The following is a 23,324-nucleotide window of genomic DNA, read 5'->3' on the forward strand; positions in this document are numbered from 1 at the left end:
CAGCGTGTTTTACCGGGGCTGGCGGGCAGCCAGTACGGCGTCGTACACGGTCCGCTTCGGTACGCCGTACCGCTTGGCCACGTCGGAGATCGCCTGCTTGCGCGGCGTACCGGCCTCTTCGTCGACGGCCACCTCGGCGGCCAGCTCCTCCGGTCCCAGCTGTCGCGCCGACGGGTCGACCCCGGCGACCACGACGGTGATCTCCCCGCGCACGCCGTCGGCAGCCCACTCGGCCAGCTCGCCGACGGGCCCGCGCTTCACCTCTTCGTACGTCTTGGTCAGCTCCCGGCACACCGCCGTACGCCGGTCTGTCCCGAACGCCTCGGCCATCGCCTCCAGCGAGGCAGCCAGCCGGTGCGGCGCCTCGAAGAACACCATCGTCCGCCGCTCCTGCGCCAGCTCCTGGAGCACCTTCCCCCGCTCCCCCGCCTTCCGCGGCAGGAACCCCTCGAAACTGAACCGGTCCACCGGCAGCCCGCTCAACGCCACCGCCGTCAGCACCGCCGACGGCCCCGGCACGGCGGTCACCTGAACCTCCGCCTCGATCGCCGCGGCCACCAACCGGTACCCCGGGTCCGACACGCTCGGCATCCCCGCGTCGGTCACCACGACGACGGTCTGCCCCTCGACCAGCGCCGCCACCAACTCAGGCGTGCGCTCCCGCTCGTTCCCCTCGAAGAAACTCGTCACCCGCCCCGAAACCACGATCCCCAGCTCCGACGTCAACCGCCGCAACCGCCGGGTGTCCTCCGCCGCCACGATGTCCGCAGCCCCCAGCACCCGAGCCAGCCGAGGCGTCGCGTCCCCCAGATCCCCGATCGGAGTCCCCGCCAAGATCAGTCGCCCAGTCATGGGAGAAGGGTGAAAGCGTTGACGTGGCTGGGCCTGACCACGCTGAAGTGCCGCCTGTCGAGCGTCGCGATCTCCCCCACCCCCAGCTGCTCCGCCAGAGTGATCACAGCGGCATCGACCAGGCCGAGTGGCAGGTCGGCATACTGACCGATCAGATCGGCAGTTCGCTCGAGTCCGTCCAGCGTCGAGGGAACAACGGTGAAATCTCCAGCCACCAGTGAGCGGACGAAGGCAGCCTCTGGCTTGGCACCGCCCTGCCGCGCCAACAGATAGCAGACCTCTGTCACCACGAACGGGCTGATGACCAACCGCTCGTTGGTCATCCGCAGAGACGCGAACAGCTCGACGCACTGATGATGGTTCTTGTCCGCTGCGATCGCTGCTGCGACCAGCGGACCGGTGTCGACAACGATCACTGCGGGCTGCGCCCCAGCTCTGCCCGGAGGATCTCGTCAGCGCGCTCGGAGATATCGGTGCTGCTGCCCTCGATCGATCCGAACCAGGCCGGTGGCCACGTGCCTGAGCCACGCGGTCGCTCGGCGCGCGCCTCAGCCTGCAGCTTCAGGAGCCGGAGCTCCGGCAGCAGTTCAGCCGCAGCGTCGTCCGGCAGCTCGTCGATGAGAGCGTGCAGCTCCTCGCGTGGCGTACTCATACGTCGAGTCTAGAAGGTCTGACCGGCGCCGTGGGGATATCCACAGGCTGTGGCCGGACCACGCCGACGGCAGTGTGGGGAGACGGTTGACCGGGGGCTCCGTACGATGGCGGGCGTGACTGCCGTGATCGATGACCAGGGTGCGGGTGCCGCGCCGGCGCGGGAGACGCTCGGACGGGACGCGTTCGGGCGGGAGCTGCCGCCGGTGAGGCAACGGCTGTACCCGCCGATGCCGCGGGACTTCGAGGGCGGCTGGATCGCGACGCTGGCGATCACGGCGTTCGCGGCGATCCTGCGGTTCTGGAACCTGGGCAACCCGGTGAAGTTCGTCTTCGACGAGACGTACTACGCCAAGGACGCGTACTCGCTGCTGAAGTTCGGGTACGCCCGGCAGTTCATCGACAAGCCCGAAGGGATCGCCGACAAGCAGATCCTGGCCGGCAACCTCGACGTCTTCAAGGACACCCCGAGCCTGACCGTGCACCCCGAGGTCGGCAAGTGGATGATCGCCGCCGGTGAGCACCTGTTCGGGATGAACACGTTCGGCTGGCGGTTCATGCCGGCGCTGTTCGGCACGCTGACCGTGCTGCTGGTGATCCGGACCGTCCGGCGGATGACGCGCTCGACGCTGATCGGCGCGATCGCCGGGCTGCTGCTCGCCGTCGACGGCCTGCACTTCGTGATGTCGCGGGTCGCGCTGCTCGACATCTTCCTGGCGTTCTGGCTGGTCGCGGCGGTCTCCTGCCTGGTCGCCGACCGGGACTGGACCCGCCGCCGGCACGCCGAGTCCCTCGACGACGGCACCGGTCCCGGCGTACGGCGTGCGGTCGGCCGGCTGCTGCTGCTCCGCCCCTGGCGGATCGCGGCCGGCGTCTGCTTCGGCCTCGCGCTCGGTACCAAGTGGTCGGCGGTCTGGGTGATCGCGGGCTTCGGCCTCCTGGTGTTCGCCTGGGACGTCGGCGCCCGCCGCGCGCTCGGCGTACGGCACGCGTTCTGGCGGTCCGCCGTCGTCGACGGCATCCCGGCGTTCCTCAGCATCGTCCTGGTCGCCCTCGTCACCTACACCGCGACCTGGACCGGCTGGCTGCTGCACGACAACGCCTACGACCACGACTACGCCTCGAAGAACCCGGCGCACGGCGTGATGAAGGTCGTGCCGGACGACTTCCGCTCGCTGATCCACTACCACCAGGAAGTGCTCGCCTTCCACACCGGCGACTACATCAAGAACGCCACCCACCCGTACTCGTCGCACCCGGCCGGCTGGCCGATCATCGCGCGCCCGATCGGCTTCGACGCGGTCAACGACATCAAGCCCGGCACCAGCGGCTGCGAGGCCAAGGCGGGCACGAACTGCCTGTCGGTGATCTCCGCCGTCGGTACGCCGCTGCTCTGGTGGGGCGGCGCCCTGGCACTGCTGGCCGCGCTGGTCCTCTGGATCGCCCAGCGCGACTGGCGCTTCGGCATCCCGATCGTCGGCTACCTGACCTGCTGGGTGCCCTGGTTCTTCTTCGACGACCGGCCGATCTTCTTCTTCTACGCCGTGACGATGATCCCGTTCACGGTGATGGCGGTCGCGCTCGTCCTCGGCAAGATCCTCGGCCCGGCCAAGACCGCCTTCCAGGCCGCGACCCCACGCCGCCTGATCGGCAGCGCGGTGGTCGGCGCGTTCGTGGTCCTGGTCGTGCTCAACTTCGCCTACATCTGGCCGATCCTGACCGACAAGGTCCTGCCGCACCCGGACTGGCTCAACCGGATGTGGTTCAAGTCCTGGATCTAGCCGAGGCCTGGAGATAGCCGAGGCCCGTACGGCGGCCCGCCGTACTCACTCCCCGAGCTGGTCCTTCTTCTTGCTCTTCTTCGGCTTGAACACCTTCGCCCCGACGCCACCGAACAGCGCCAGTCCCTTCAGGACGACGACCGGCGCAGTCGGGTCGATCTCGTCCTGCCCGCCGGACACGCCGTAGCCGCCCATGATCCCGAACCCCTGGTTCCGGATCTCGACGCCCTGCGGCACGGTGATGTCGATGCCGCCGAAGATCGCGAACGCGTAGACGGTCACCTCGCGACCCTCGAACACCGCACTGCTCATGTCGAGATCGCACCCGCCGAACATCGCCAGCACGTTGGTCCGCCGCTTCACCCGCCAACGGCCCTTGCGCTCGGCGCCGCCGAAGACCCCGACCACCAGCTCGAAGCTGTCCTGCGAGCCGGTCGGTTCCTCGATCGGCACCCGCCCGGTGGCCGGCACCGCCATCGCCGCGGCCGGCCGGAACGGCTGCCCCGGGATCGCCAGGTCGACGGTGATCGGCTCGAGCTCGCCCAGGGTGCGCGCGTTCAGCGTCTGCTCCAGCCGTTCGGAGTGCTCCTCCTGCGACAGCCGCCCGCTCATCAGCGCATCCCGCAGCACCTCGACAACCTGGTCGCGATCGGTGTCGGACGCCCGCAGGTGCGCGTGCGGGTTCTGGCGCTCGGGCAGATTCTCCATAACCCGGAACGATAGCCCTCGCTCCGTCCACCCGGAACGCGAATTCCGTCGATCCAGGGTCCCCGCGCCGGACCCCAGGGACGCACTCGGGGATCCCCCCGAGAACCTTGCTCACCTCCCGGCCCCACCACCGCACTTTGAGCACCCACCAGCCGCCCCGCCCCTCGATCCCTGACCGGCCCGCGCACAAAGACACGGCCCCCTCAACCACCCCTCCACCTTGAGCACCCACCAACCGTCCGAGCGCGCGATTTCTGGCTGGCCGGTGCTCAAAGTCGAAGGTGCGAAGGGCAGACACGCGGGAGCGGGAGTGGGAGCGGGAGCGCGGGCGGAAACGGGTGGCGAGGGCCGGAGCGGGAGCGTGGGCGGGAACGGGTGGCGAGGGCCGGAGCGGGCCGCAGGGCGGGTGGGAACGCGGAAGCCGGGGCAGAAGCGGGTGGCGGGGCCGGTCAGCCGTCGGTGGCGCGGACTCGCAGGGCGAAGACGAGGGCGAGTCCGGTGATGGCCGCGAAGGCCGCGGCCGTTCCGGGGTACCCACCGATCCCGAGACCGAGGCCGCCGATCGCAGCGCCGAGGAAGACGCCCAGCGACATGCCCGCGGCGTTGACGCTGAGTGCGGAGCCGCGGAGCTCACCGCTTCGCCGTACGAGCAGCGTGGTGACACACGCGGCGACGGTCGCGTGGCTCGCGCCCATCAGCGCGGTGAGGACGAGCGTCGTCGGCAGGGTCGGCGAGAAGTAGAACGCCGTGACGCTGACGAGCGCGACGACGACACCGGCGAGCAGCAGCTTGTCCGGGCCGAGCCAGGTCCGGTCGAGCGCGAGGAAGCGGCCGGCGAACAGGTTGCCGAGGAAGAACGACGCCCCCGACAGCGACCAGACCAGCGCGAACCAGCCGGGCTCCAGCGAGAACTTCTCGTCGTAGAAGGCCGCAAGATACGCCAGGTATCCCATGAAGGCCGCCGTCCGCAGCATCGCGACGGCCAGCAGCGGGACCGCGCCGGGGATCCGCGCGAGAGCCCGGTACGTCGCCAAGTAGCTCATCCGCGAAGCACCGTCTGCGCGGAGCGGAGCCTTGCGCCCCCACCCGCGCCAGAAGAACGCCGCGGACAGCGCGAGCGAGATCACCGCGGCGGCGATCAGGTTGCCGCGCCAGCCCCAGACGATCCCCGGTACGGCGAGCACCGGCGCCGCGAGCATCGCCATCATCGACGTGGTCGCCGAGACCAGCGTCGCCGCGCGGCCGGCCGCGGCCGGTGACCTGAACCGGTCCGCCGCGGCCGCGCCGATCGACGGGCCGAGGATCGAGGTCGATGCCCCGATCAACAAACAGAACGCGGCCAACGCAAAGACGTTGCCCACAGCACCCAACAGCGCCGACAGACCCAGCAGTGCGAGCCCACCGGCCGCGACCAGCTCACGCGCCAGCCGATCGATCAACGGCGCCAGCGCGAAGCCAACCACCAGCGCGGCCAGACCACCGAGCCCCCGCAACCCGCCGATCTCCGCCACACTGCCGCCCGCCGTGTCCGCGATCGGCACCAGGTACATCCCGAACACCGTGAACGGGATCAGGCTCACCGTCGACGCCAGCAGGAACGGCCACAGCCGGCGCGCCATCGCCAGATCACCGGGAACCGCGTCGGCCGCATCCCTGGCCCCCATGCCATCCGACGTCGGGAGCGGACCTGCACCACTCACCAACCCCCGCACCGCGCCCTGCGTCGGCGCCGCCGAGCGTGACTCCCGCCCTTCGTCACCGGTTGCTGAGTGGTGCACGTCCGGCGATCCGATGGTGGACGAGGGCGCAGCTGGATTGCGGCTGTCGGTGCTCACGTGCGGGATGCTCCGTCCTGGAGGTGGTAGCGGTACAAGCTCGTCGGGCGGGAGCTGAACTGGGAAAAGGGAAAGGGCTCGGCGGACACCGCGGTGACGCCGGAGCCGAGGAAGGCGCGGACCACCGCACTTCCGGTCTGAGCATAGACGGCCAGCGGCTTCGCTTGCTCACGGCAACGGTCGAGGATGACGTCGAAACTCCCGTTGCTCAAGGTCATTCCGGTCGCGACGACCGCGTCGGCGGCGTCCAGAACCTCCGTCATGTCGCGGGAAACCGGCAGTCCGGAGGCGGTCTCGCGCAGGTTGAAGTCGCAGGGCAGACAGAGACCACCGCGTGACGTGATCGCGTCGACGAGCGGGTTCACCACCCCGATCAGCGCGACCTTGGCGCCGGGAGCAACGTCCAGCAGCCCGGCGACGGCCGCATCGCGCGCGCGGGCCCGGACGTCCGGCGTACCGGCGGGCAGCACGATCTCCTCGGCTCCGGAGGCGGTGTGGTGCGGCTCGACCGACGCCAGGTACGCATCCAGCGCGGCGATCCGCACAGGCAGCGGCGCTTGCCTCAGCAAGTCTTCCACGGAAAGCCCCGAGGTGTCGGCGCAGAACGAAGGATCGAGCTCACCCTCCTCGAAGGCACACGCCCCGAAGACCTCCCCCACGCGCAGCAGCACGTAGTAGTTCTTGTACGTGACGTCGGCCCCCGGCAGCCGCGTCGTGTTGTGCAACCAGAACGCGCTGATCACCGGCAACGAGGCCGGCGCAGGCCCCCGCTCCCCGGCGAGAACGGAAGAAGTCAGAGCGGCGACAGAAGTCATCAAGGCAGTGAGGCCAGCCTTTCGGCGTCGTAGGTCAGGGCGGACAACTCAGGACGGCCGGCAGGCTGGAAGCAGAACAGCAGCGACCGCCGGTCGGTCGCCGTACGGTTGGGCGCCGACCGGTGCACCATCAGGCTCGGGAACATCAGCACCGACCCGGCCGGCGCCTCGACCGTCACCGTCGCCGAGCCGATGCCGGCAGGATCGACCAGCAGGCCCGTCGGATCGCGCGGATCCCGCGGGGCCGGACCGTTCAGCTGACTCCCCGGGACGAGCGTCATCGCGCCGTTCGCCACCGTGTTGTCGTCGAGCATCACGATCGCGGTGGCAATGTCGTACGCCGAGGAGCCGGCGCAGCAGTACCAGTACGGGAAGTCCTGGTGCCACGCGAACTCCGACCCGACCCCGGCCCGCTTGAAGTTCAGCTTGGCCACGAACGGACCCAACGAAGGGGCTCCGAGCAACGAAGACATCGGCGTCGTCAGCCGCGGATCGGTCCACAACGCGTCGATCACCGCGGACATCCCGGTGACCGGCGACAACGAGCGCACCGCCTTGCCCGGCGCGTCCGGCTCCCAGTGGATCGTCGTCCCGTCGATCTCCTCGAGCCGGTGCCCGTCCGGCCACACCGTCACCGTGGTCTCACCGGCTTCGGCCGCGGAGACCACGGCGGCGTGCACCTGCTCGACCGCGTCCCGCAAGCGGTCGACCTCCGTTGCCGTGAACAACTGCGGCAGCAGCACATACCCCGACATGTCCTCAGGTTAGTGCGACGGAGTCGCAGATGGAAACTCTTCGCGCCGCGTCAGCGCCGATTCGCGGCGGTCCCAGGACATCGCCGACCACGGCACGGCGAGCTCGTCGAGCGAGTCGATCTCGCGCGGTCGCATGGTGTCCATCGGCCGCGCCTCGGCATGCCGGGAAAAAGCGGAGTCGACGTACCTGGTCCCGGTGTCCGCGGCGAGGAAGACGTGCTGCCGGCTGCTGTCGCAGTTGTGTTCCCACAGTGCGGACAAGTACGCCGCTCCCGCGGACAGCCCGGCGAACACCCCGGACGTCCGGAGCAGGTCGACCGCCGCCGACATCGCGTAGTCGAACGAGACCCAGTGCAGCCGGTCGTACAGCTCGTGCCGGACGTTGCGGAACTCGATCGAGCTGCCGATCCCGGCGATGATCATCTCCGGATCCTGGGTGTGCCCGGCGCCGAACGTGATGCTGCCGAACGGCTGCACGCCGACCAGGTTCACGTCCCGGCCGCGGTCGCGCAGGTACGCCGCGATCGCGCCGGTCGACGCGCCGGTCCCGACCCCGCCGACCAGGCACAGCGGCCCGGCCGGGGCGACCTGGTCGACCAAGTCGGCCACCGCGCCGTACCCGAGGTAGTGGATGTCGTCGTGGTACTGCCGCATCCAGTGGTACGACGGGTTGTCGCGCAGGATCTCGGCGATCCGGCGGACCCGCAGGTTCTGGTCCAGCTGCAGGTTGTTCGACGACGGCACCTGCTCGACGGTGGCGCCGAGGATCTCGAGCTGGACCTTCAGCGTCCGGTCGACGGTGGTCGAGCCGACGATGTGGCACTTCATCCCGTACCGGTGGCAGGCCAGCGCTAGCGCGTGCGCGTAGATCCCGCTGGAGCTGTCGATCAGCGTGTCACCGGTCCGGACCGCGCCGGTCTCCAGCAGGTGCCGTACGGCGCCGAGCGCGGAGTACACCTTCATCGTCTCGAACCGCAGGCAGATCAGGTCGTCCCCGACCCGGATCGGGTCCGGGTCCTTGATCGCCTCCGCGAGATGGTCGTGCAGCCGGGCTGGGCCAGGGATCGTCACAGCAGGTTGCTCCTCGTGTCGGAACTCGTGGTCGGCACGGGCGGAGGCGGGTCTTGTCCGACCCGGGCGGCCCTCACCAGCCGCCGGGTCACCTCACTGGACGGTTGGGACATCACGGTCGCCGGATGGCCCTGCTCGGCGATCCGGCCGGCGTCGATCACCAGCAGGTCGTCGGCGACGGCCGCGACCAGGCCGAGGTCGTGGCTGATCCAGACCAGAGCGGTGCCTTGCTGCTTCAGCTCCTGCAGCAGTTCGACGACCAGTCCGGTGCCGTGCTCGTCGAGCGCGGTGGTGATCTCGTCGCAGATCAGTACGTCGGGCTCGGCCAGCAGCGCCCGGGCCAGCGCGGCGCGCTGCAGCTCACCGCCGGACAACCGGCTCGGCGGCCGCGCGGCAACCATCGCCGACACCCCGAGCCGAGCCAGTACGGCGACCGCCTCGTCCCTGGCCTCCAGAGGCCGGAACCCCCGGAGCCGCTCCGCGGTCCGCGCGACCTGGTCGACCACGGGTCGCCGTTCGTCGAACGACCCGCGGACCTCCTGCCACACGTACTGGACGCGCCGGTTCTGCTCCGCGGTCCGCTTCCGCAGCACCGGGAGCACCTTGCCGTCGAACGTGATCTCCCCGGCGTACCGCTCGTGCAGCCCGGCCAGGCACCGCGCGAGCGTCGTCTTCCCGCTGCCGGACCGTCCGACCACGCCGAGACAGGCGCCGGGCAGCACGCTGAGGTCGACCTCGCGCAGGATCGGTTCCTGCCCGCGCACCCGCGCGGACAGCTTCGTTGCCTGGAGCAATGGCTGGGCGCTTCGGCCGGATCCGTGCACGACGCGCAGCTCCGGCCCGGCCGGCAGCACCTCCGATCCTCCGGACGCGACCACCTGCCCGGCATCCAGTACGACGACGTGGTGCGCCAGCGCCCGCACGAGATCGAGGTCGTGACTGAGCAGCAAGATCCCGAGTCCTTCACCCGCCAACTCGCGCAACTCCCCGACCAGCTGCAGCCGCGTGATCGAGTCCAGCCCTGTACTGGGCTCGTCCAGGACGAGCACTCGCGGCCGGCACGTCAACGCCTGAGCCAGCGCGATCCGCTGCCGCTGCCCGCCGGAGAACTGATGCGGGAACCGCCGCAACGTCTTCCGGTCCCCCGGCAGCTGGGCCGCCCGCAAAGCCTCCGGTACGACGTCCCGCCCGGGATGGTGCAACTTCTCCAGCTCGCGCAGCCCGGCCCCGATGCGTCGCGCGGGGTTCAGCGCACTCCCCGGGTGCTGCGGCATGTACGCGACCACGCGCCCACGGACATCCGCCTCGGTCGGCCCGTCGTCGTCGACGACAACTTCTCCATCGACCTCGACGGACCCACGCAGGACGACGCGGTCCCCGTGCTCCCCCAGGAGAGCCAACGCCGAGGTCGTCTTGCCCGACCCCGAGGCACCCACCAGTGCGGTCACCTGCCCGGCCCACACCTCGAAGCTCACCTGGTCGACGAGGATGGATGGGCCGGCCGTGGCAGCCAGCCCCCGCACCCGCACCAGCGGCTCCGAAGGAGCCAGCTGCCCGGCTTCTGGCTTCTTCACCTCGGAACCTCAGCCATCCGCCGCGTGCGGTGGACCAGCCGGTCGGCAAGCAGGTTGAACCCCAGCGTGAACGCCACCAGCAGGATCGCCGGCGCCAGCACCGCCCAGGGCTGCAGCAGCAGCCCTTCGCGGTTGCGGCTGATGCTCACCGCCCAGTCCGGCGCAGTCGGGCTCAACCCCAGACCGAGGAAGTTCACCGACGCCACCAGAAACACCGCCAGCGTGATCCGCGTCCCGAGGTCCGCGGCCACCGGTCCGAGAACTGCCCGCCCGACGTACCCGAGGTGAATGCCGATCCAGCTCTCCCGCTGCATCCGAAGGGCTTCCACCACCGGGCTGCTGGCGGCATCCAGCGCCGCAGCCCGCACCAGCCGTGCGACCGTCGGAACGTTGACCGCTGCAACGGCCAAGGTGATCGCAACAGCGGAGGCCCGCCAGCCGACGGCGACCACACTGATCACCAGCAACGACGGCAGCGGCATGAGTACGTCGAGCGGCCGAATCAGCAGCTCGTCGAGCCACCGGTGCCGGGTGGACGCCGCCACCAGCCCGATCAGCCCGCCGGCCAAGTACGCGATCGCGACCGCGCCGATCGCCATCCCGAGCGCCGTCCGCCCGCCGACGAGCAGCAGCTCGAGGACGTCGCGGCCGAGCCCGTCCGTCCCCAACGGGTGTCCGGCGCCCCGCTCGTAAGGCATCCCGGGCGCGGCATCCACCGGGATCAGCGGCCCGAAAACGGCCACCAGCAAGGGGATCAGCACCAGCAGCAGCGAGACGGCGACCGGCGTACGGGCCCTCATCGCAGCAGCTCCGACCGCGGCACCAACCGGTTGCAGACCAGGTCCGCCCCCAGATTGATCACCAGCGCGGCAACGGCAAGGACGAGCGTCAGCCCTTGCACCACCGGCAGGTCACGCGTCTCCACCCCATCGACCAACGCCGTGGCGAAACCTGGAATCGCGAAGATCGCCTCCACCACCAGGACCCCACCAAGCAACGTGTCCCCGGTCCGTGCCAGCTCCTGCACGCCCGGCACCGCCGCGTTCGGCAGGACGTGTCGCAGCAGCAACCGCCGCCGGGGCACCCCGAGCCGCCGAGCCTGTACGACGTAGTCCGCGTGCAGCGCGTTGATCGTCCCCGCGCGCACCTGCCGCGACAGCAGGCACACCGTCCGCCCGAGCAGTACGCCGACCGGCAGCACCAGCAGCACCGGGCTCGCCAGCAGATCCCCGCCGACCCAGGTCGCCGGCAGCCAGCCGAGCTTCAGCGAGAACACCGCCACCAGCACCACCGCGATCACGAAGTCCGGGATCGCGCTCAGCGCCAGCGTGATCGACGTGATGGTCCGGTCCAGCCGCCCGTTCTCGCGGGTGCCCATCAAGATGCCCAGGGCAACAGCCACCGGTACGACGACGGCCAGCGTCGCGATCGTGAGCACCAGCGTCGCGCCCACCGAGGCCTTCACGATGTCGAGCACCGGCCCACCGCTGATCAGCGACGTCCCGAGATCACCGCTCAGCACGTTCCCGACCCAGTGGCCGAACCGTTCGATCGCCGGCTGGTCCAGCCCGAGCTGCGCCCGCAGCGAGGCCACCTGCTCCGGTGTCAGCGTCTCGGTGAACCGCATGTCGGCCGCATCGCCGGGCAGCAACGAGGTCAGCACGAAGACCAGCACCGACAAGACGGCGAGCTGGAGCACCGCGAGGGCAGCCCGTTGGGCCGCGTAGGCCCGCATTCAGGCCAGCCACACCTTGTCGAACCGCCCCTGGTCCAGGGTGTTCGGCGGAACCGCCTCGACGCCCTGCACCTTGGACGACACGGCGATCAGGTAGTCGGGGTGTCCCCAGGCGAGGACCCCGCCCTCGTCGCGCACCGTCTTCTGCAGTTCGCCGTACTTGGCCGCCCGCGCGGTCTCGTCGGTCAGCACCTGCGCCGCCGCGAACGCCGCGTCGAAGGCCGGCCGCCGCCACTGCGTCACGTTGAACGGCGACTTCGACAGCAGCCGGTCGGTGAAGTACTGCGGGATCGGCATCGCGCCGGAGCGGTGGCTGCCGATCACCCCCTTGCTCAGCAGGTCCTTCTGGTACGTCTGCGAGCTGCCCGTCGTGACCTTCAGCTTCACCCCGGCCTCACCGGCCTGCTCGGCCAGCAAGGTCGCGGCCTCGACGAATCCCGCCGACGCGTCGGCGGTGAAGATCTCGATCTCCTTGTTCACCAGTCCGGCCTTCTTCAGCAGCGCTTTCGCCTCGTCGAGGTTCCGCTCGCGCTGGGCCAGACCGTCCGGGTAGTACTGGTAGCCCTTGCCGAACAGGTCGTTCCCGACCTCACCACGCCCCGCCAGTACGACGTCCACCAGCCGCTGCCGGTCCACGAGCAGCTTGAACGCCATCCGTACGTCGGGGTTGTCGAACGGCGCCCGGTCGGTCTTCATCACGAACGCCTGCATCGTGCTGCCCTTGGCCGCGACGATCTTCACCGTCCGGCCGGCCTCGGCGGTCCGCGCGAACGTCGCGGTCATGTCGTTCGCGTACTCCGCCTGGCCACCCTGCACCGCATTCGCCCGCGCTTCGGCGTCGGCGGACAACAGGTGCAGCTCCTCGATCCGAGCGACGCCGTCCCAGTAGTCGGCGTACCGCTTGGCCACCATCGACCGGCCGGCCTCGAAGGAGACGTAGGTGAAGGCGCCCGTGCCGATCGGCTTGGTCGGGTCCTTGAAGCCGTCCGGCACGATCTGCGTGCCGATCCCGGCCAGCAGGGCAGGGAACTCGGCGTTCGGCGCGGTCAGCGTGAGCTCGACCGTGCGCTTGTCGACCGCACGGCAGCGCTTGAGGTCCAGCGACGCCAGCGACGACTGGGCGACCCGGTCGGGCGCCGACGGATCCGCCATCCGGGCCAGGCTGTAGAGCACGTCCTCGGTAGTCAGCGACTTGCCGTTGTGCCAGGTGACGTCCCGCAGCGTGAAGCGCCAGGTCGTGGCCTGCGCGTCCGGTTCCCACTTCTCCGCCAGCCGCGGTACCGGCTTGAGATCCGGCCCGAGCTCGACCAGCTTCTCGTAGATCGCCTTGTGCCGCGCGATGTCGACGAACAGGCTCTGCACATGCGGGTCGAGGACCTCCTTGGCGCCGCCCCCGGCGAACACCGCCCGCAGCCGCCCACCCTGCTGCGGCTGCGCGGCCGCCTGGTCGCCGGCGCTCCCGCAGCCGGCGATCGCAGCCAGTCCCAGTCCCCCGGCCAGCCCCAGGAACCCACGTCTGTTCAGCGCTTCGGACATCAGTTTTCCCTCACGGTGCGATGGGTCCGGCGAGTTCCCCCCGCCGGCGTCGATCCTGCCGTTAATGAAAATCGTTGTCAAATTCAGGCGCATCTGAACGAGACTCATTCTTTCCGGCCGATCGACCCCTCGCTGCCCGTGACGGCGTGTCACCGCACAACTACCTCCGAGTACTGGCAGTCACCACCACCTTTCCGCCCACGGACGCAAAACTCCCTCGTTCGCTGCCACGGCAGCAGCGAACGAGGGAGCTGGAACGAACAGGTCAGGCGGCAGCCGGCCGGCGCAGGTGAGCCAGCGCGCCACTCCACTCGACGACCTGGTCGAGCACGGTCTGCACCTCGGCCACGTGGTACTCGGCCGGGGCGAACTCGCTGTAGTTCTTGAAGTCGGTGGCCAGCGACAGGGCGACCTGGGCGCGAACGTCGGCGACCTTCAGCTCGCCCATGACCAGGCGCAGGTGCTCGACCGCACGGGCGCCACCGACCGAGCCGTAGCTGACGAAGCCGGCCGCCTTGTTGTTCCACTCGGCGAACAGGAAGTCGATCGCGTTCTTCAGCGCACCCGAGGTGGAGTGGTTGTACTCCGGGGTGACGAAGACGAAGCCGTCGAACGACGCGATCTTCTCCGCCCAGGCCAGCGTGTGCGGCTGGGTGTACTGCCCCATGGACGGCGGGACCGCCTCGTCCAGGTGCGGCAGCTTGTAGTCGGCGATGTCGACCAGTTCGTACTCGGCGTCGTCGCGCTGCTTGGCGATGTCGAGCACCCACTCGGCGACGGCCGCGCCGTTACGGCCGGGGCGGGTGCTGCCGAGGATGATCGCGATCTTGGGCATGTCAGTCCTTCGAGACGAGATGGTTTTTGGTGATGCATCACCAAAAATAGCAAATCGGGATGACATGTCAACCCAAGGGTCTTACGGCTCGGGAACGGGGTCAGTCGTCGGTGCTGCAGAGCTCGCGCGTCGGCAGGCCGCTCAGGACGCGGTCCAGCAGACCGGCCAGCAGATCCTGCTCCTCGCGGGAGAGCCGGTCGAACACGTACGTCCGGACCGCGTCGACGTGGTCCGGCGCGGCGGCCTCGATCGCTTTCCTTCCCGCGGACGTGATCCGGACCATCGAGCCACGGGCGTCGGACGGGCACTCCTCGCGGACCACCAGCCCGCGCTTCTCCATCCGGCTGACCTGGTGGGACAGGCGGCTGCGCTCCCAGCCGACGGACTTGCCGAGATCACGGGTCCGCAGCAGGCCGTCCTCGGACGACGACAGCGGGTGCAGGAGGGCGTAGTCGGCCGGGGACAGACCGCCGTTGGCCGTCATCCGGCCCTCCAGAGCGGCCATCAACTCCCGGTAGGAGTCGCGGTACGTCTGCCAGAGTCGCGCCTCACGCGCATCGAGCCACTGCACCTCACCCATCGACCAAGCATACGGGTTCGTTGACAGATCACCGATCGTTACGGCGTACGGGAAAGGGCCACGGCCAGGCCGACCGTTCCGGCCATCACCAGCAGCTCGACCGCGGCGAGCCGGTAGAAGAGCGCCGGCCGATTGGCGAGCGCGGGCAGGGTCGCGCGGCGGTGCCACCACCCGATGGTCACCAGTACGGCGAACGCCGCGGCCTTCGCGAACACCAGCGCGCCGTACCCGGTGGTGACCCACTGCGTGATCAACCCCCAGCCGTCCTCGCGGCCGCCGAGATGGATCTCGGCGGTGAGCAGACCGGTCGCACCGATCGTCACTGCGCACACGAAGGCGAGGCGACTGAACGTCTCGACGGCGCCGCGATAGCGAAGGAGCGCCCAGAGACCACCGATCCAAGCAGTCGCGGCAAAGACATGGACGACCAGTGACGCGGTCGCCAGCACAGACCAGAACGTCGTCCGCTCGATCGCACCGTGCCCGGTGAGCAACGGACCGACCAAAGCCAACGCGGTCAGCACCAAGGCGATCCGCGCGCCGGTGATCGTCCGGCATCCACTCAGGACAACGGCCAGTACCGCAGTCAGCGCTACGGCGACTGCCAGCGCGCGCACCTGATCGAGCTGGCCCGCCAGCTCGGCATGCTCTGCCAGGTGGGACAACGGCAGCCCGAGGATGACCGAGGCCGTCGCGACCAACCCACCGATGCTCGCGACCGCCCAGACCCCGGCCGCCACGGCCGCGTCCTGGACGGCCCGAAGCCCTTGCGTACCGAACTTTCCGTCCGCCTCCGGCTTCAGCAGCACGACAGCAGCCAGCACCGCACCACCGCAGACGATCGCGGCGCCGTCCACGAGCAACCGCAGTACCGGAACCGCCCAGGACACGGGCAGGCTGGCTCCGTGCAGTCCCGCCGGCAGCGGCTTCGGCGCACCGCCGGCCGCCAGCAACGCGACCACGGTGACGACGATGCCCAAGGCAACCATTCCCGCCGCGACCGCGATCCGGCGCGATTCCCGGGCCGGGGCCGGCGTAGTGGTCATGCGGCCGGGCGGCGGCGGACGATGACGATGGCCAGGGCGACCACCACCAGCATCACCAAGGACATCGCGACGATCGTGACGACGTTCGAGTTGCCACCGTCAGCAGCCGCCGTCGGAGTGACCGGGCTGTTGGGATCGTGACCGGCGTGGCTCACGGTGAAGGCGCCGGTGACGGTGATCGGGTGCCCGTCGGCGGAGACGACCCGGGCGTCGACCTGGTACCGGCCGGTCTCGATCATCGCGCCGACCGGTTGGGTGACCGTGTTGTCGACCACCTGGAGGTCGCCGAGGGCAACGTTCACACCGGTCGGCGACTTCACCTGCACCTGCGCGCCGGTACTGCCGACAGGCTCGCTGAAGGTCAGCACCACCTGCGTCGGCGGCACCGCCATCGTCGTTCCGTCGGCCGGCGTCATCGACTCCAGCTTGGCGTGCGCCGCCGCCGTCCCGGTGGAACCCACCAGGACGAGCAGCGTCGCGGCCAGGACCGCAAGTAGGCGACGCACGGCTACTTGGCCTCACCCGAGGAAGCGCCAGGACGGCGTACGGCCAGACCCAGAGCGATCAGGCCGAGCAGCAGGCCGGCCCCACCGAGCGACCGCGCCAGGACGTCCGAGCCCGACTCGTCGTCATCGTCGTCGTCCGTGGTGGCGGCGACCGGCGTGATCGCGGCGGTCAGCTTCAGCGACGGCGCCGGGTGCTCGGGCTTGTCGGTGTCGCTCTTGGCGATCTCCGCCCACTTCACCACCTCGCCGTCGCTGTAGGTCTGCTCCGTCGGGAAGTTCAGCGCATCGACGCCTTCCGGGATCCGCCCGACCGAGAGCGCGAACTCGTCGAAGTCGTTCGCCGGTACGCCGGCTCCGGTGGCGGTCCAGGTGACCGTGGTGATCGCCTTGGTCAGCGTGACGTCGCCGACCTTGACCGGCGACGGCAGCGTCTCGGTGGTCTTGACCACCTTCCAGCCGTCCTTCACCTGCGCCCCGACCGACGCGAACGGGTGGTCCTTCGGCAGCGAGACCACCAGCTTCGTCGTACTGGCGGTGTCGGACTCGGTCGGGACGCGGAACACCAGCTTGGCGTAGCCGCCGGGCTTGGCGTCCGGGGAGGAGACGCCGACGTGGGCCGAGGCGGAGTTCGCCGCACCGACCAGGACGAGCGCGGAGGCCGCGGCGATCGCGGCAGCGCGCAGGGCAACTCTCGTGAACATGGGTGAGCCTTTCGCAGACACACGGGCCCCGGTCCCGCGCGTGCGAGACCGGTTCAGGACGGGACGGTAAGAGCTCGTCCGGCCGGCGGCCCGCGGCGCGACACGCTCGAGGTGTGGCGGTGCTGCCCGTACGACGGGACTTCCACGGCGCGCGGTGAGCTGTCGCTCACCGGGATCGCCACGATCGACGCGGGCAGGGCCGGGACCAGTCGCGCGACGATACGCCGTACGCGGGAGACCCACTGGTGAGTGCGGTCGACCAGACCGATGCCGACGAGCAGGACGATCAGGTGGGTCGTCGCCATCGTCAGCGAACCGGCCGGGCCACCGTGCATCATGTGGTGCGCGGAGTCCAGCGAGAAGTGGACGACCAGCTGGATCGCGGCCAGCACGACCACCGCGAGCTCCTGCCGGTGCGCGAGGTGCTCACCGAGCAGCCAGCACGCCGCCGCCAGCGCGAGCAACGGCGGCAGGACAGCGACCGCGACGGCTCCGCCGGCGAGAGCATGGCCGATCACCGCGACCGCGACGCTCAGCGTCAGGACCGCGGACGTGGCTGTCCGCTCGGCATGCACAACCGGTCACACTTCCTAGCGTGGGCGGTGGGACGGCCCCGGTACCCCGGGCCGATCCTGGGAACCATGGTTCCACAGCCTCGCCGCCCGGAGTTCGCGGTGGCGCGTCCTGGCTCGTACCCACCAGTGTGCCTGGCGCCGTCGACCGGTCGGGAATGATGGGGTCATGAGCAACGATGCAGGGGTCGCCGTGCTGGAGGTCGGCGGCAGCCACGTGACCGCGGCGGTGGTCGCGCCGGGTTCGTGGGAGGTCGCGTCGCTTCGGCGGACGCCGCTGGACTCGCAGACCTCGGCCGACCGGATCGTCGAGCAGCTCGCGGCCGCCGCCGCACAGTTGCCGTTGGCAAACGGATTGGCGCTGGCGATGCCGGGGCCGTTCGACTACGCCACCGGCGTTGCCTGGTACCGCGGGGTGGACAAGTTCGACTCGCTCTACGGCTTCGATCTGGGCGCAAGGCTCCGCTCGCTGCTCGACCTCGATCGCGTCGTCTTCGTGAACGACGCCGAGGCCTTCACCGTCGGCGAGTGGACCACCGGGACGCTGCTGGGCCTGGAGCGTTGCTGCGGCGTCACCATCGGCACCGGTATCGGCACGGCGTTCCTGCTCGACGGCCGGGTCGTCCGCTCCGGTGACTCGGTCCCGCCCGGCGGCGAGCTCTACCGCACGTCGGTCGCCGGCAAGCCGCTCGAGGACTGGATCTCCTCCCGAGCCATCCTCCGCGCGTACGGCGACGCCCCCGGCGTGAAGGAAGTCGCCGACGCCGCCCGGGCGGGCGACCCTCGAGCCCAGCAGGTCCTGGTCGACGCTTTCACCGTCCTCGCCGAAGCCCTCACCCCCTGGCTCACCCGCTTCGGCGCCACCCGCGCGGTCCTCGGCGGCTCCATCTCCGGCGCCTTCGACCTGGTCAGCCAGGTTTTCGACTTCGACGTGACAGTCACCGAGGACACCGAGCACTCAGCCATCATCGGCACCGCGGTCCGAGCTGTTTCCTGAGCTGTCCGAGGGGGCGGATACCGTGAGCCGGTGACCAAGAGCGGACTGAAGATCGCAACACCTCGCCTGCGGAACGACCTCTCGGCGGCTGCTCCGTCCGTGGCGGAGATCGAGGACGAGGACCGGTTGCTCGATCTGCTGCTGGAGGAGGTGGACCTCCGGGACCTCGAGGCCGAGCACCTGGAGATCAGCGGCTGCCGGCTGACCCGGTGCGATCTCGGCGGCTCCGAGCTGGAGAAGGCGATCCTGGTCGACCTCGTGCTCGACCACTGCGATCTCGCCAACGCCCGCTGGTCCGACGCCTCCGCCACGCGCGTACAGATCAACTCCTCCCGCCTGACCGGGTTCGCCGGGCCGGCACTGAACCTCCAGCACGTGACCGTGCGCGACAGCGTTCTCGACTTCAGCTCGTTCCGGTTCGCCAAGTTCGTCCGGGCCGAGTTCACCGACTGCCGCCTGCAGAGCGCCGACTTCGTCTCCGCCGACCTGTCCGGCACCGTCTTCCGTCACTGCGACCTGACCGGCGCCGAGTTCTCCCAGGTGAAGGCGAACGGCGCCGTCTTCGTCGACTGCACCTGGGAGGGCACCCGCGGTATCGCCAACCTCGGCGGCGCGACGATCGCGAACTCCTCGCCGATCGACGCGCTCGCCGTCACCCTCGCGATGGCCTCGGCCCTCGGCATCACCCTCGGCGACCCCGACGACTTCCCCTCGAGCTAGTCGACGGGTGTCCGGGCCGAATCCATCAGGAGCTAATTGGTCAGCACGATCGGCCGGCCCCAGGTGTCGTCGGCGTCGTCGGCGGTCGCCCGCAGCTCGTCCGCACACTCCCCCGCCGGTACGGCGACCGTGAACTCACCGCGTTCGGCATCGGTCCCGGTCTTCGCGAGCTCCGACCACTGGTCGCCGCACCGCTTCTCCACGGTCACGCCCACCCCGCCGTACGGAACGAGCCCCTTGGCCTCCGGCGAGTAGCGCAGTACGACGTACGTCGCCTCCACCCCGCCGTCGTCCTGCGGGATGCTGGCGATCGACTGGATGTCGGTCCCGAGCCGGATGTCCACGTCCACCGGCGTCGACTCGACGCCCTGCGGCCCCCGCCAGGTCCGCAACCCCATCGGGTCCCCGTCGTACACGTGCACCTTGGCCAGATCCGACCCGCTGAACTCCACCCCGTCGAGATGCTGACTCCCCTGCCAGCTCTCCCACATCCCCGCGTCCGGGCAGGTCGACTTCGCCATCAGGAACGCCGCCGGCGTGAACACGTACCCCTTCACCAGCCCCGACGCTTCCTTCGTCACCATCAACGGCGGCTCCTCGCCGTCCCCCCGCCCGGCCTCCGGCGGCGCCCCCTCGATCAGCAGCTGACACCCCTTGCTCTCAACGCGATCCTCCACCGCGTTGCCATGCCCCGCAGCGACCCCCGCCATCGCAAACGCCACCACGAACAGCCCCGCCGCCACGCGCTGCCTCACGCCACTCACCTCCACGCGCCCACCCAATCCGCCCCTACCCTGGCACACGCCACCCCCAGCCCGCCGCATCCACGCCTGCGCCTCGCGTCACCTGACGAGCCTTTGACAGATCGCCACGGACCGCAAGCCGATCCGCACTCAGGGGAACCTCTGAGATTTGATCAGGTGTAACGTGGCTCACACGTTGGCGCCGTACGACGCCGGCGGACAACGCCCGGGGGTGACTCGCCGTGGATCATGGCGTGCCGGAACAGCTGATCAGTGCGGGTGGGGCCGGTCTGATGATCGCGGTGGACGACTCCACCGTGGGCATCGCGGTGGTCACCCTGACCGGCGCGGTGTCGCTGTCGGCGGTGCCGCGGATCCGGGACACGTTGATGAAGTGCATCGCCGAGCAGCCGTCCTCGATCGTCGTCGACCTGAGCCTGGCGCGGCTGGAGCAGGCCTACGTCCTGAACGTGTTCAGCATGGTCGCCCGCCGCGCGGCGCTGTGGTCCGGCGTACAGCTCATCCTCGTGTCGGGCGCCGCGTTCGACGGCGGGCTGAGCGTCGCCGCACGGACGCTCGGACGGTTCGTCCGCATCTGCCCGACGCTGACGCAAGCCCGAGTGGCCGCCCGCCGCGCACCACTGCGCCGGCTCGCGGTGATGATCCTCCCGCCGTCCGAGGCCAGCCCGCACACCGCGCGCACGTACGTCACCGACGTCTGTACGACGTGGGGCTGCACCACTCTCCTCGACGACGCCGTGCTGGTCGCCAACGAGCTCGTCTGCACCGCCCTCCACCGCTCAGCCGGCGACCTGATCCTCCGCCTCGAGCTCCGCCGAGGCCTCCTCACCGTCGCCGTCACCGACGACTGCCCCGACCCGCCCGACGTCCCCACTCTCCCCGGCGGCCCACCCGTCGACCCGATCCGGATCCGCATCCTCTCCGAACTCGCCAAAGCCTGCGGCTCCTCCCCCACCCGCAACGGCGACCGGATCAACTGGGCCGTCCTCCGCGACCCGAGCGCCACGACGGACAACCACCCGCTCGGCTCGCTCCACCGCCCCCAGCTGCCCCCGCCCGTCCAACACACCGGCCGCAGCCATCTCACCCCGTGGCAGAACCACTCCTAGCCATTGCCGTCAGCAACATCTTCCGACCTGCGCCGGAGGCGACCTCTTCCGCCGTACGCCGGGTCGTGTCACGCTGCCGCTGTGACTGTTGGTGACCGTCCTGGGGTGGGACGCCGCCGACGACAAGGGGGGATCCACCATGACCGTTCGCAGCGCACCGGCCATCGCAGGCCGCCGCGGCCCACGCACCGCGCCCGCTGGTACCGGCGGGCGCGTCAGCCTGCGCTCGCTGCTGGAAGCCGGCGGTGCCGCAGCCGCCGTGCTCTACGTGATCCTGTCGATCTACTACGACAAGTTCTACTCCCGCCTGGGCATCGAGCCCAGCGACGTCGGCCTCGACCGCACCGCCGTCATCTCCCGCGCGGTGGGCGGTGTGGTCGCCCTGATCTGCACGCTGTTCGTCGTCGGCGTCGTGTACTCGCAGCTCCTGCTGGCGTACAGCTTCGTCGTCCAGCGATGGACACAGCACTTCTTCCAGAAGGCCTTCCCGCACTCCAAGCCCGACCTCGAGAAACTCCGCCGCCACAGCCGGTTCGCCGGCGCGCTGATCAGCGCCACCCTCACCGAACGCCCCTCGATGAGCATCGGCCGCAAACGCTCGGCCATCCTCGCCGGCCTGCTCTCGCTGCTGTTCCTGGCCTTCATCCTGCGCCTGTCGTGGACGATGGTCGACAGAGCCGCCACCTCCGCCGCCACCGGCCGAGTGGTCCGCCCCCTGACCTTCCTCGGCCTCCGCGTGCTGGACGTCGAGTCCCGCCCCTGCACCGCCCAATGGCTCGGCTCCGCCGAGACCCGCCCCGCCGCTCTCAACTCCCCTGACCTTCACTGCCTGGGCACAGCCAACGGCACGGCCGTCTTCCGCCAGGGCGCCACGACGATCACGATTCCAGCCGGCCAGGTGGTCATCACGTTGCTCACCTAGCCAACGCAGGAGCCCAGCTCGTCGGGCCAGACCAAACAGGGGGTGCGGGTGGCAAAGCCCCCGCCCGCGGCAAGCGAAGCGCAGCCGCACAAAACGACGAGGGCGACCCGGTCCGCGTTTTCCGCGGACACAGATCGCCCATCGCACTCGTGGAGCTGAGGGGATTCGAACCCCTGACCTTCTCATTGCGAACGAGACGCGCTACCAACTGCGCCACAGCCCCAGACCACGTCGCCGGTGTTCCTGGCGACCGCGAAACTCTAACACGGTGACGCGCTGGAGTTGAAATCGGATTCGGGGTGGGGCCGGACACACGACTGCCCGCCGCGGGGAGGCGGCGGGCAGGGTGTTCGCGAGGGTGTCGGACGGCCGGGCGAGAGCAGGAATCAGTCGCCGACGGCGCGCTTGATCTCCGGCTCGACGACCGGCTCCTCGACGACCTCGTCGGGGACGATCGGCGGGGCGACGGGCTCCGGCTCGACGATGCGGGCCGACGAGAAGACCTCGGGGCCGGACAGGTTGATCGTGCGGACCGTCCGGTCGGGAGCCTTCTCCTTCAGCACGTACGTCGGCAGCGTGACCGGCACCGGGTCCCACAGGCCTTCGGACGAGATCGGCTTCGGCTCGGGCTTGGCGGGCTCGGCGACCGGGAGCTTGACCTCGACCGTCATCTCGTTGTCCGGCGACGACGGTGGCGCGACGGCCGGCCCTCGGTCGTGGCGAGCAGCGGCTCGCGCCCGGCGCTCGGCGACGAAGGCCGCACGCTCCCGCGCCTGACGGCGCAGCTGGACGCGAGTCAGTACGACGAACGCCACGATCAGCCCGGCCGGGATCGACACGCTCCACCACAGCAGGATCCCGAGCCCGGCCAGTGCCGTCATCGACAGCAGCGAAAGGGTCAGGATCGACAGCACCCGCCGGCGGCGCATGGCGGCCACCCGGCGGGCTCGGTTGGGGACGTAGCGGGGCGGCGGCGGCTCGGCCTGCGGCGCTCCGGTCGTGGTGACGGTGGCACCGTGCGCCGACGTACCGGTCACTGTTGTCCCGGCCTGCGTCGTCACTCCCGTACCGGGAGCCCGTACGGCGTAGCCTCCGTCGGTCCGCGACAGCACCCGCGCCGCGGACGACGAGTACGCCTCCGCCGAGCGGCGCCTGCTCGCCTCGTCGTTGCGCTTCAGCATCATCGGGACGAGGTAGGCAGCCCACGCGGCGACGATCGCCACATAGATCAGTCCTGTCGTCCCCATGCGACGACGCTA

At 70.1% G+C, this 23,324-nt stretch carries 25 protein-coding genes and 1 tRNA gene; 5 read left to right on the top strand and 21 right to left on the bottom strand.

What is annotated here, in order from left to right:
* Positions 1-9: 9 nt before the first annotated feature.
* The 3 genes from rsmI to ABD235_RS31110 are packed head-to-tail and all read right to left on the bottom strand — an operon-like array spanning position 10 to position 1,504.
* Entirely contained in the window at positions 10-852 is an 843-nt protein-coding gene (rsmI, locus tag ABD235_RS31100) for a 16S rRNA (cytidine(1402)-2'-O)-methyltransferase (RefSeq protein ID WP_344180650.1), read from the bottom strand.
* Complete coding sequence (locus ABD235_RS31105) at positions 849-1,268, bottom strand: type II toxin-antitoxin system VapC family toxin (RefSeq protein WP_344180652.1); 420 nt, start codon at positions 1,266-1,268, stop codon at positions 849-851. Before ABD235_RS31105 ends, rsmI begins: the two co-directional genes overlap by 4 nt.
* Positions 1,265-1,504: a hypothetical protein gene (locus ABD235_RS31110; protein ID WP_344180654.1), complete on the bottom strand. Its 240-nt coding sequence runs from the start codon at positions 1,502-1,504 to the stop codon at positions 1,265-1,267. Before ABD235_RS31110 ends, ABD235_RS31105 begins: the two co-directional genes overlap by 4 nt.
* 229 nt (positions 1,505-1,733) lie before the next feature.
* Here ABD235_RS31110 and ABD235_RS31115 point away from each other — a divergent pair, with 229 nt between their 5' ends.
* Positions 1,734-3,284, top strand: coding sequence for a dolichyl-phosphate-mannose--protein mannosyltransferase (locus ABD235_RS31115; RefSeq protein WP_344181348.1), 1,551 nt, complete (start codon positions 1,734-1,736; stop codon positions 3,282-3,284).
* A 45-nt stretch (positions 3,285-3,329) separates the two neighbouring features.
* On the opposite strand, the gene ABD235_RS31120 is transcribed toward ABD235_RS31115, so the two are convergent.
* The 15 genes from ABD235_RS31120 to ABD235_RS31190 all read right to left on the bottom strand — a co-directional run bounded on the left by ABD235_RS31120 (position 3,330) and on the right by ABD235_RS31190 (position 17,556).
* The gene (locus tag ABD235_RS31120; protein WP_344180656.1) at positions 3,330-3,992 is read right to left on the bottom strand and encodes a DUF1707 SHOCT-like domain-containing protein; all 663 of its coding nucleotides are present in this window, start codon (positions 3,990-3,992) and stop codon (positions 3,330-3,332) included.
* Positions 3,993-4,441: 449 nt separating this feature from the next.
* Positions 4,442-5,827, bottom strand: a complete 1,386-nt coding sequence (locus ABD235_RS31125) for an MFS transporter (RefSeq protein WP_344180658.1) — start codon at positions 5,825-5,827, stop codon at positions 4,442-4,444.
* Positions 5,824-6,642 carry a Rossmann-like domain-containing protein gene (locus ABD235_RS31130; RefSeq protein ID WP_344180660.1) on the bottom strand — a complete coding sequence of 273 codons (819 nt, stop codon included), beginning with the start codon at positions 6,640-6,642 and terminating at the stop codon, positions 5,824-5,826. The genes ABD235_RS31125 and ABD235_RS31130 overlap by 4 nt, the downstream gene beginning before the upstream one ends.
* Positions 6,642-7,397 (bottom strand): phytanoyl-CoA dioxygenase family protein, encoded by a 756-nt coding sequence (locus ABD235_RS31135; protein WP_344180662.1) that lies wholly within the window; start codon positions 7,395-7,397, stop codon positions 6,642-6,644. The genes ABD235_RS31130 and ABD235_RS31135 overlap by 1 nt, the downstream gene beginning before the upstream one ends.
* Positions 7,398-7,406: 9 nt before the next feature.
* Positions 7,407-8,468, bottom strand: coding sequence for a pyridoxal-phosphate dependent enzyme (locus ABD235_RS31140; RefSeq protein WP_344180663.1), 1,062 nt, complete (start codon positions 8,466-8,468; stop codon positions 7,407-7,409).
* Positions 8,465-10,042, bottom strand: a complete 1,578-nt coding sequence (locus ABD235_RS31145) for an ABC transporter ATP-binding protein (RefSeq protein ID WP_344180665.1) — start codon at positions 10,040-10,042, stop codon at positions 8,465-8,467. The genes ABD235_RS31140 and ABD235_RS31145 overlap by 4 nt, the downstream gene beginning before the upstream one ends.
* On the bottom strand, positions 10,039-10,842 hold the full coding sequence (locus tag ABD235_RS31150) for an ABC transporter permease (RefSeq protein WP_344180667.1): 804 nt from the start codon (positions 10,840-10,842) through the stop codon (positions 10,039-10,041). Before ABD235_RS31150 ends, ABD235_RS31145 begins: the two co-directional genes overlap by 4 nt.
* Positions 10,839-11,777 (bottom strand): ABC transporter permease, encoded by a 939-nt coding sequence (locus ABD235_RS31155; protein ID WP_344180669.1) that lies wholly within the window; start codon positions 11,775-11,777, stop codon positions 10,839-10,841. Before ABD235_RS31155 ends, ABD235_RS31150 begins: the two co-directional genes overlap by 4 nt.
* Positions 11,778-13,313, bottom strand: coding sequence for an ABC transporter substrate-binding protein (locus tag ABD235_RS31160; protein ID WP_344180671.1), 1,536 nt, complete (start codon positions 13,311-13,313; stop codon positions 11,778-11,780).
* A 265-nt stretch (positions 13,314-13,578) separates the two neighbouring features.
* Positions 13,579-14,148, bottom strand: coding sequence for an NADPH-dependent FMN reductase (locus tag ABD235_RS31165; RefSeq protein ID WP_344180672.1), 570 nt, complete (start codon positions 14,146-14,148; stop codon positions 13,579-13,581).
* Positions 14,149-14,248: 100 nt separating this feature from the next.
* The gene (locus ABD235_RS31170; RefSeq protein ID WP_344180673.1) at positions 14,249-14,728 is read right to left on the bottom strand and encodes a MarR family winged helix-turn-helix transcriptional regulator; all 480 of its coding nucleotides are present in this window, start codon (positions 14,726-14,728) and stop codon (positions 14,249-14,251) included.
* 38 nt (positions 14,729-14,766) lie between these two features.
* Positions 14,767-15,774 (bottom strand): CopD family protein, encoded by a 1,008-nt coding sequence (locus ABD235_RS31175; RefSeq protein ID WP_344180675.1) that lies wholly within the window; start codon positions 15,772-15,774, stop codon positions 14,767-14,769.
* On the bottom strand, positions 15,771-16,280 hold the full coding sequence (locus ABD235_RS31180; protein WP_344180677.1) for a copper resistance CopC family protein: 510 nt from the start codon (positions 16,278-16,280) through the stop codon (positions 15,771-15,773). Before ABD235_RS31180 ends, ABD235_RS31175 begins: the two co-directional genes overlap by 4 nt.
* A gap of 2 nt (positions 16,281-16,282) precedes the next feature.
* The gene (locus ABD235_RS31185) at positions 16,283-16,981 is read right to left on the bottom strand and encodes a YcnI family copper-binding membrane protein (RefSeq protein ID WP_344180679.1); all 699 of its coding nucleotides are present in this window, start codon (positions 16,979-16,981) and stop codon (positions 16,283-16,285) included.
* Between the two features lie 53 nt (positions 16,982-17,034).
* A complete protein-coding gene (locus tag ABD235_RS31190; protein WP_344180681.1) occupies positions 17,035-17,556 on the bottom strand; it encodes a hypothetical protein in 522 nt (173 codons plus the stop codon).
* A 166-nt stretch (positions 17,557-17,722) separates the two neighbouring features.
* Between ABD235_RS31190 and ABD235_RS31195 the strand changes: the two genes are divergently transcribed.
* Together ABD235_RS31195 and ABD235_RS31200 are read left to right on the top strand one after the other, a co-directional pair.
* Positions 17,723-18,550 (top strand): ROK family protein, encoded by an 828-nt coding sequence (locus ABD235_RS31195; RefSeq protein WP_344180683.1) that lies wholly within the window; start codon positions 17,723-17,725, stop codon positions 18,548-18,550.
* Positions 18,551-18,580: 30 nt separating this feature from the next.
* Entirely contained in the window at positions 18,581-19,270 is a 690-nt protein-coding gene (locus tag ABD235_RS31200) for a pentapeptide repeat-containing protein (protein WP_344180685.1), read from the top strand.
* A 32-nt stretch (positions 19,271-19,302) separates the two neighbouring features.
* Here the strand turns inward: ABD235_RS31200 and ABD235_RS31205 are convergent, their stop codons facing one another.
* The gene (locus ABD235_RS31205) at positions 19,303-20,025 is read right to left on the bottom strand and encodes a hypothetical protein (RefSeq protein WP_344180687.1); all 723 of its coding nucleotides are present in this window, start codon (positions 20,023-20,025) and stop codon (positions 19,303-19,305) included.
* A gap of 242 nt (positions 20,026-20,267) precedes the next feature.
* Between ABD235_RS31205 and ABD235_RS31210 the strand changes: the two genes are divergently transcribed.
* Positions 20,268-21,143 (top strand): STAS domain-containing protein, encoded by an 876-nt coding sequence (locus ABD235_RS31210; protein ID WP_344180689.1) that lies wholly within the window; start codon positions 20,268-20,270, stop codon positions 21,141-21,143.
* Positions 21,144-21,282: 139 nt separating this feature from the next.
* On the top strand, positions 21,283-22,065 hold the full coding sequence (locus ABD235_RS31215) for a hypothetical protein (protein WP_344180691.1): 783 nt from the start codon (positions 21,283-21,285) through the stop codon (positions 22,063-22,065).
* 150 nt (positions 22,066-22,215) lie between these two features.
* Here the strand turns inward: ABD235_RS31215 and ABD235_RS31220 are convergent.
* Together ABD235_RS31220 and sepX are read right to left on the bottom strand one after the other, a co-directional pair.
* Positions 22,216-22,288: transfer RNA gene (locus ABD235_RS31220), tRNA-Ala, on the bottom strand.
* Positions 22,289-22,451: 163 nt separating this feature from the next.
* A complete protein-coding gene (gene sepX, locus ABD235_RS31225; RefSeq protein ID WP_344180693.1) occupies positions 22,452-23,312 on the bottom strand; it encodes a divisome protein SepX/GlpR in 861 nt (286 codons plus the stop codon).
* Positions 23,313-23,324: the final 12 nt, after the last annotated feature.

The sequence above is a fragment of the Kribbella lupini genome (assembly GCF_039529595.1).
GTDB lineage: Bacteria > Actinomycetota > Actinomycetes > Propionibacteriales > Kribbellaceae > Kribbella > Kribbella lupini.

Coding starts and splice junctions, on each gene's coding strand:
- ABD235_RS31135 (WP_344180662.1), bottom strand. CDS start 7,397: ATGTCGGGGTATGTGCTGCTGCCGCAGTTGTTCACGGCAACGGAGGTC.
- ABD235_RS31175 (WP_344180675.1), bottom strand. CDS start 15,774: ATGACCACTACGCCGGCCCCGGCCCGGGAATCGCGCCGGATCGCGGTC.
- ABD235_RS31120 (WP_344180656.1), bottom strand. CDS start 3,992: ATGGAGAATCTGCCCGAGCGCCAGAACCCGCACGCGCACCTGCGGGCG.
- sepX (WP_344180693.1), bottom strand. CDS start 23,312: ATGGGGACGACAGGACTGATCTATGTGGCGATCGTCGCCGCGTGGGCT.
- rsmI (WP_344180650.1), bottom strand. CDS start 852: ATGACTGGGCGACTGATCTTGGCGGGGACTCCGATCGGGGATCTGGGG.
- ABD235_RS31115 (WP_344181348.1), top strand. CDS start 1,734: ATGCCGCGGGACTTCGAGGGCGGCTGGATCGCGACGCTGGCGATCACG.
- ABD235_RS31185 (WP_344180679.1), bottom strand. CDS start 16,981: ATGTTCACGAGAGTTGCCCTGCGCGCTGCCGCGATCGCCGCGGCCTCC.
- ABD235_RS31165 (WP_344180672.1), bottom strand. CDS start 14,148: ATGCCCAAGATCGCGATCATCCTCGGCAGCACCCGCCCCGGCCGTAAC.
- ABD235_RS31160 (WP_344180671.1), bottom strand. CDS start 13,313: ATGTCCGAAGCGCTGAACAGACGTGGGTTCCTGGGGCTGGCCGGGGGA.
- ABD235_RS31150 (WP_344180667.1), bottom strand. CDS start 10,842: ATGAGGGCCCGTACGCCGGTCGCCGTCTCGCTGCTGCTGGTGCTGATC.
- ABD235_RS31155 (WP_344180669.1), bottom strand. CDS start 11,777: ATGCGGGCCTACGCGGCCCAACGGGCTGCCCTCGCGGTGCTCCAGCTC.
- ABD235_RS31195 (WP_344180683.1), top strand. CDS start 17,723: ATGAGCAACGATGCAGGGGTCGCCGTGCTGGAGGTCGGCGGCAGCCAC.
- ABD235_RS31110 (WP_344180654.1), bottom strand. CDS start 1,504: ATGAGTACGCCACGCGAGGAGCTGCACGCTCTCATCGACGAGCTGCCG.
- ABD235_RS31130 (WP_344180660.1), bottom strand. CDS start 6,642: ATGACTTCTGTCGCCGCTCTGACTTCTTCCGTTCTCGCCGGGGAGCGG.
- ABD235_RS31170 (WP_344180673.1), bottom strand. CDS start 14,728: ATGGGTGAGGTGCAGTGGCTCGATGCGCGTGAGGCGCGACTCTGGCAG.
- ABD235_RS31215 (WP_344180691.1), top strand. CDS start 21,283: ATGACCGTTCGCAGCGCACCGGCCATCGCAGGCCGCCGCGGCCCACGC.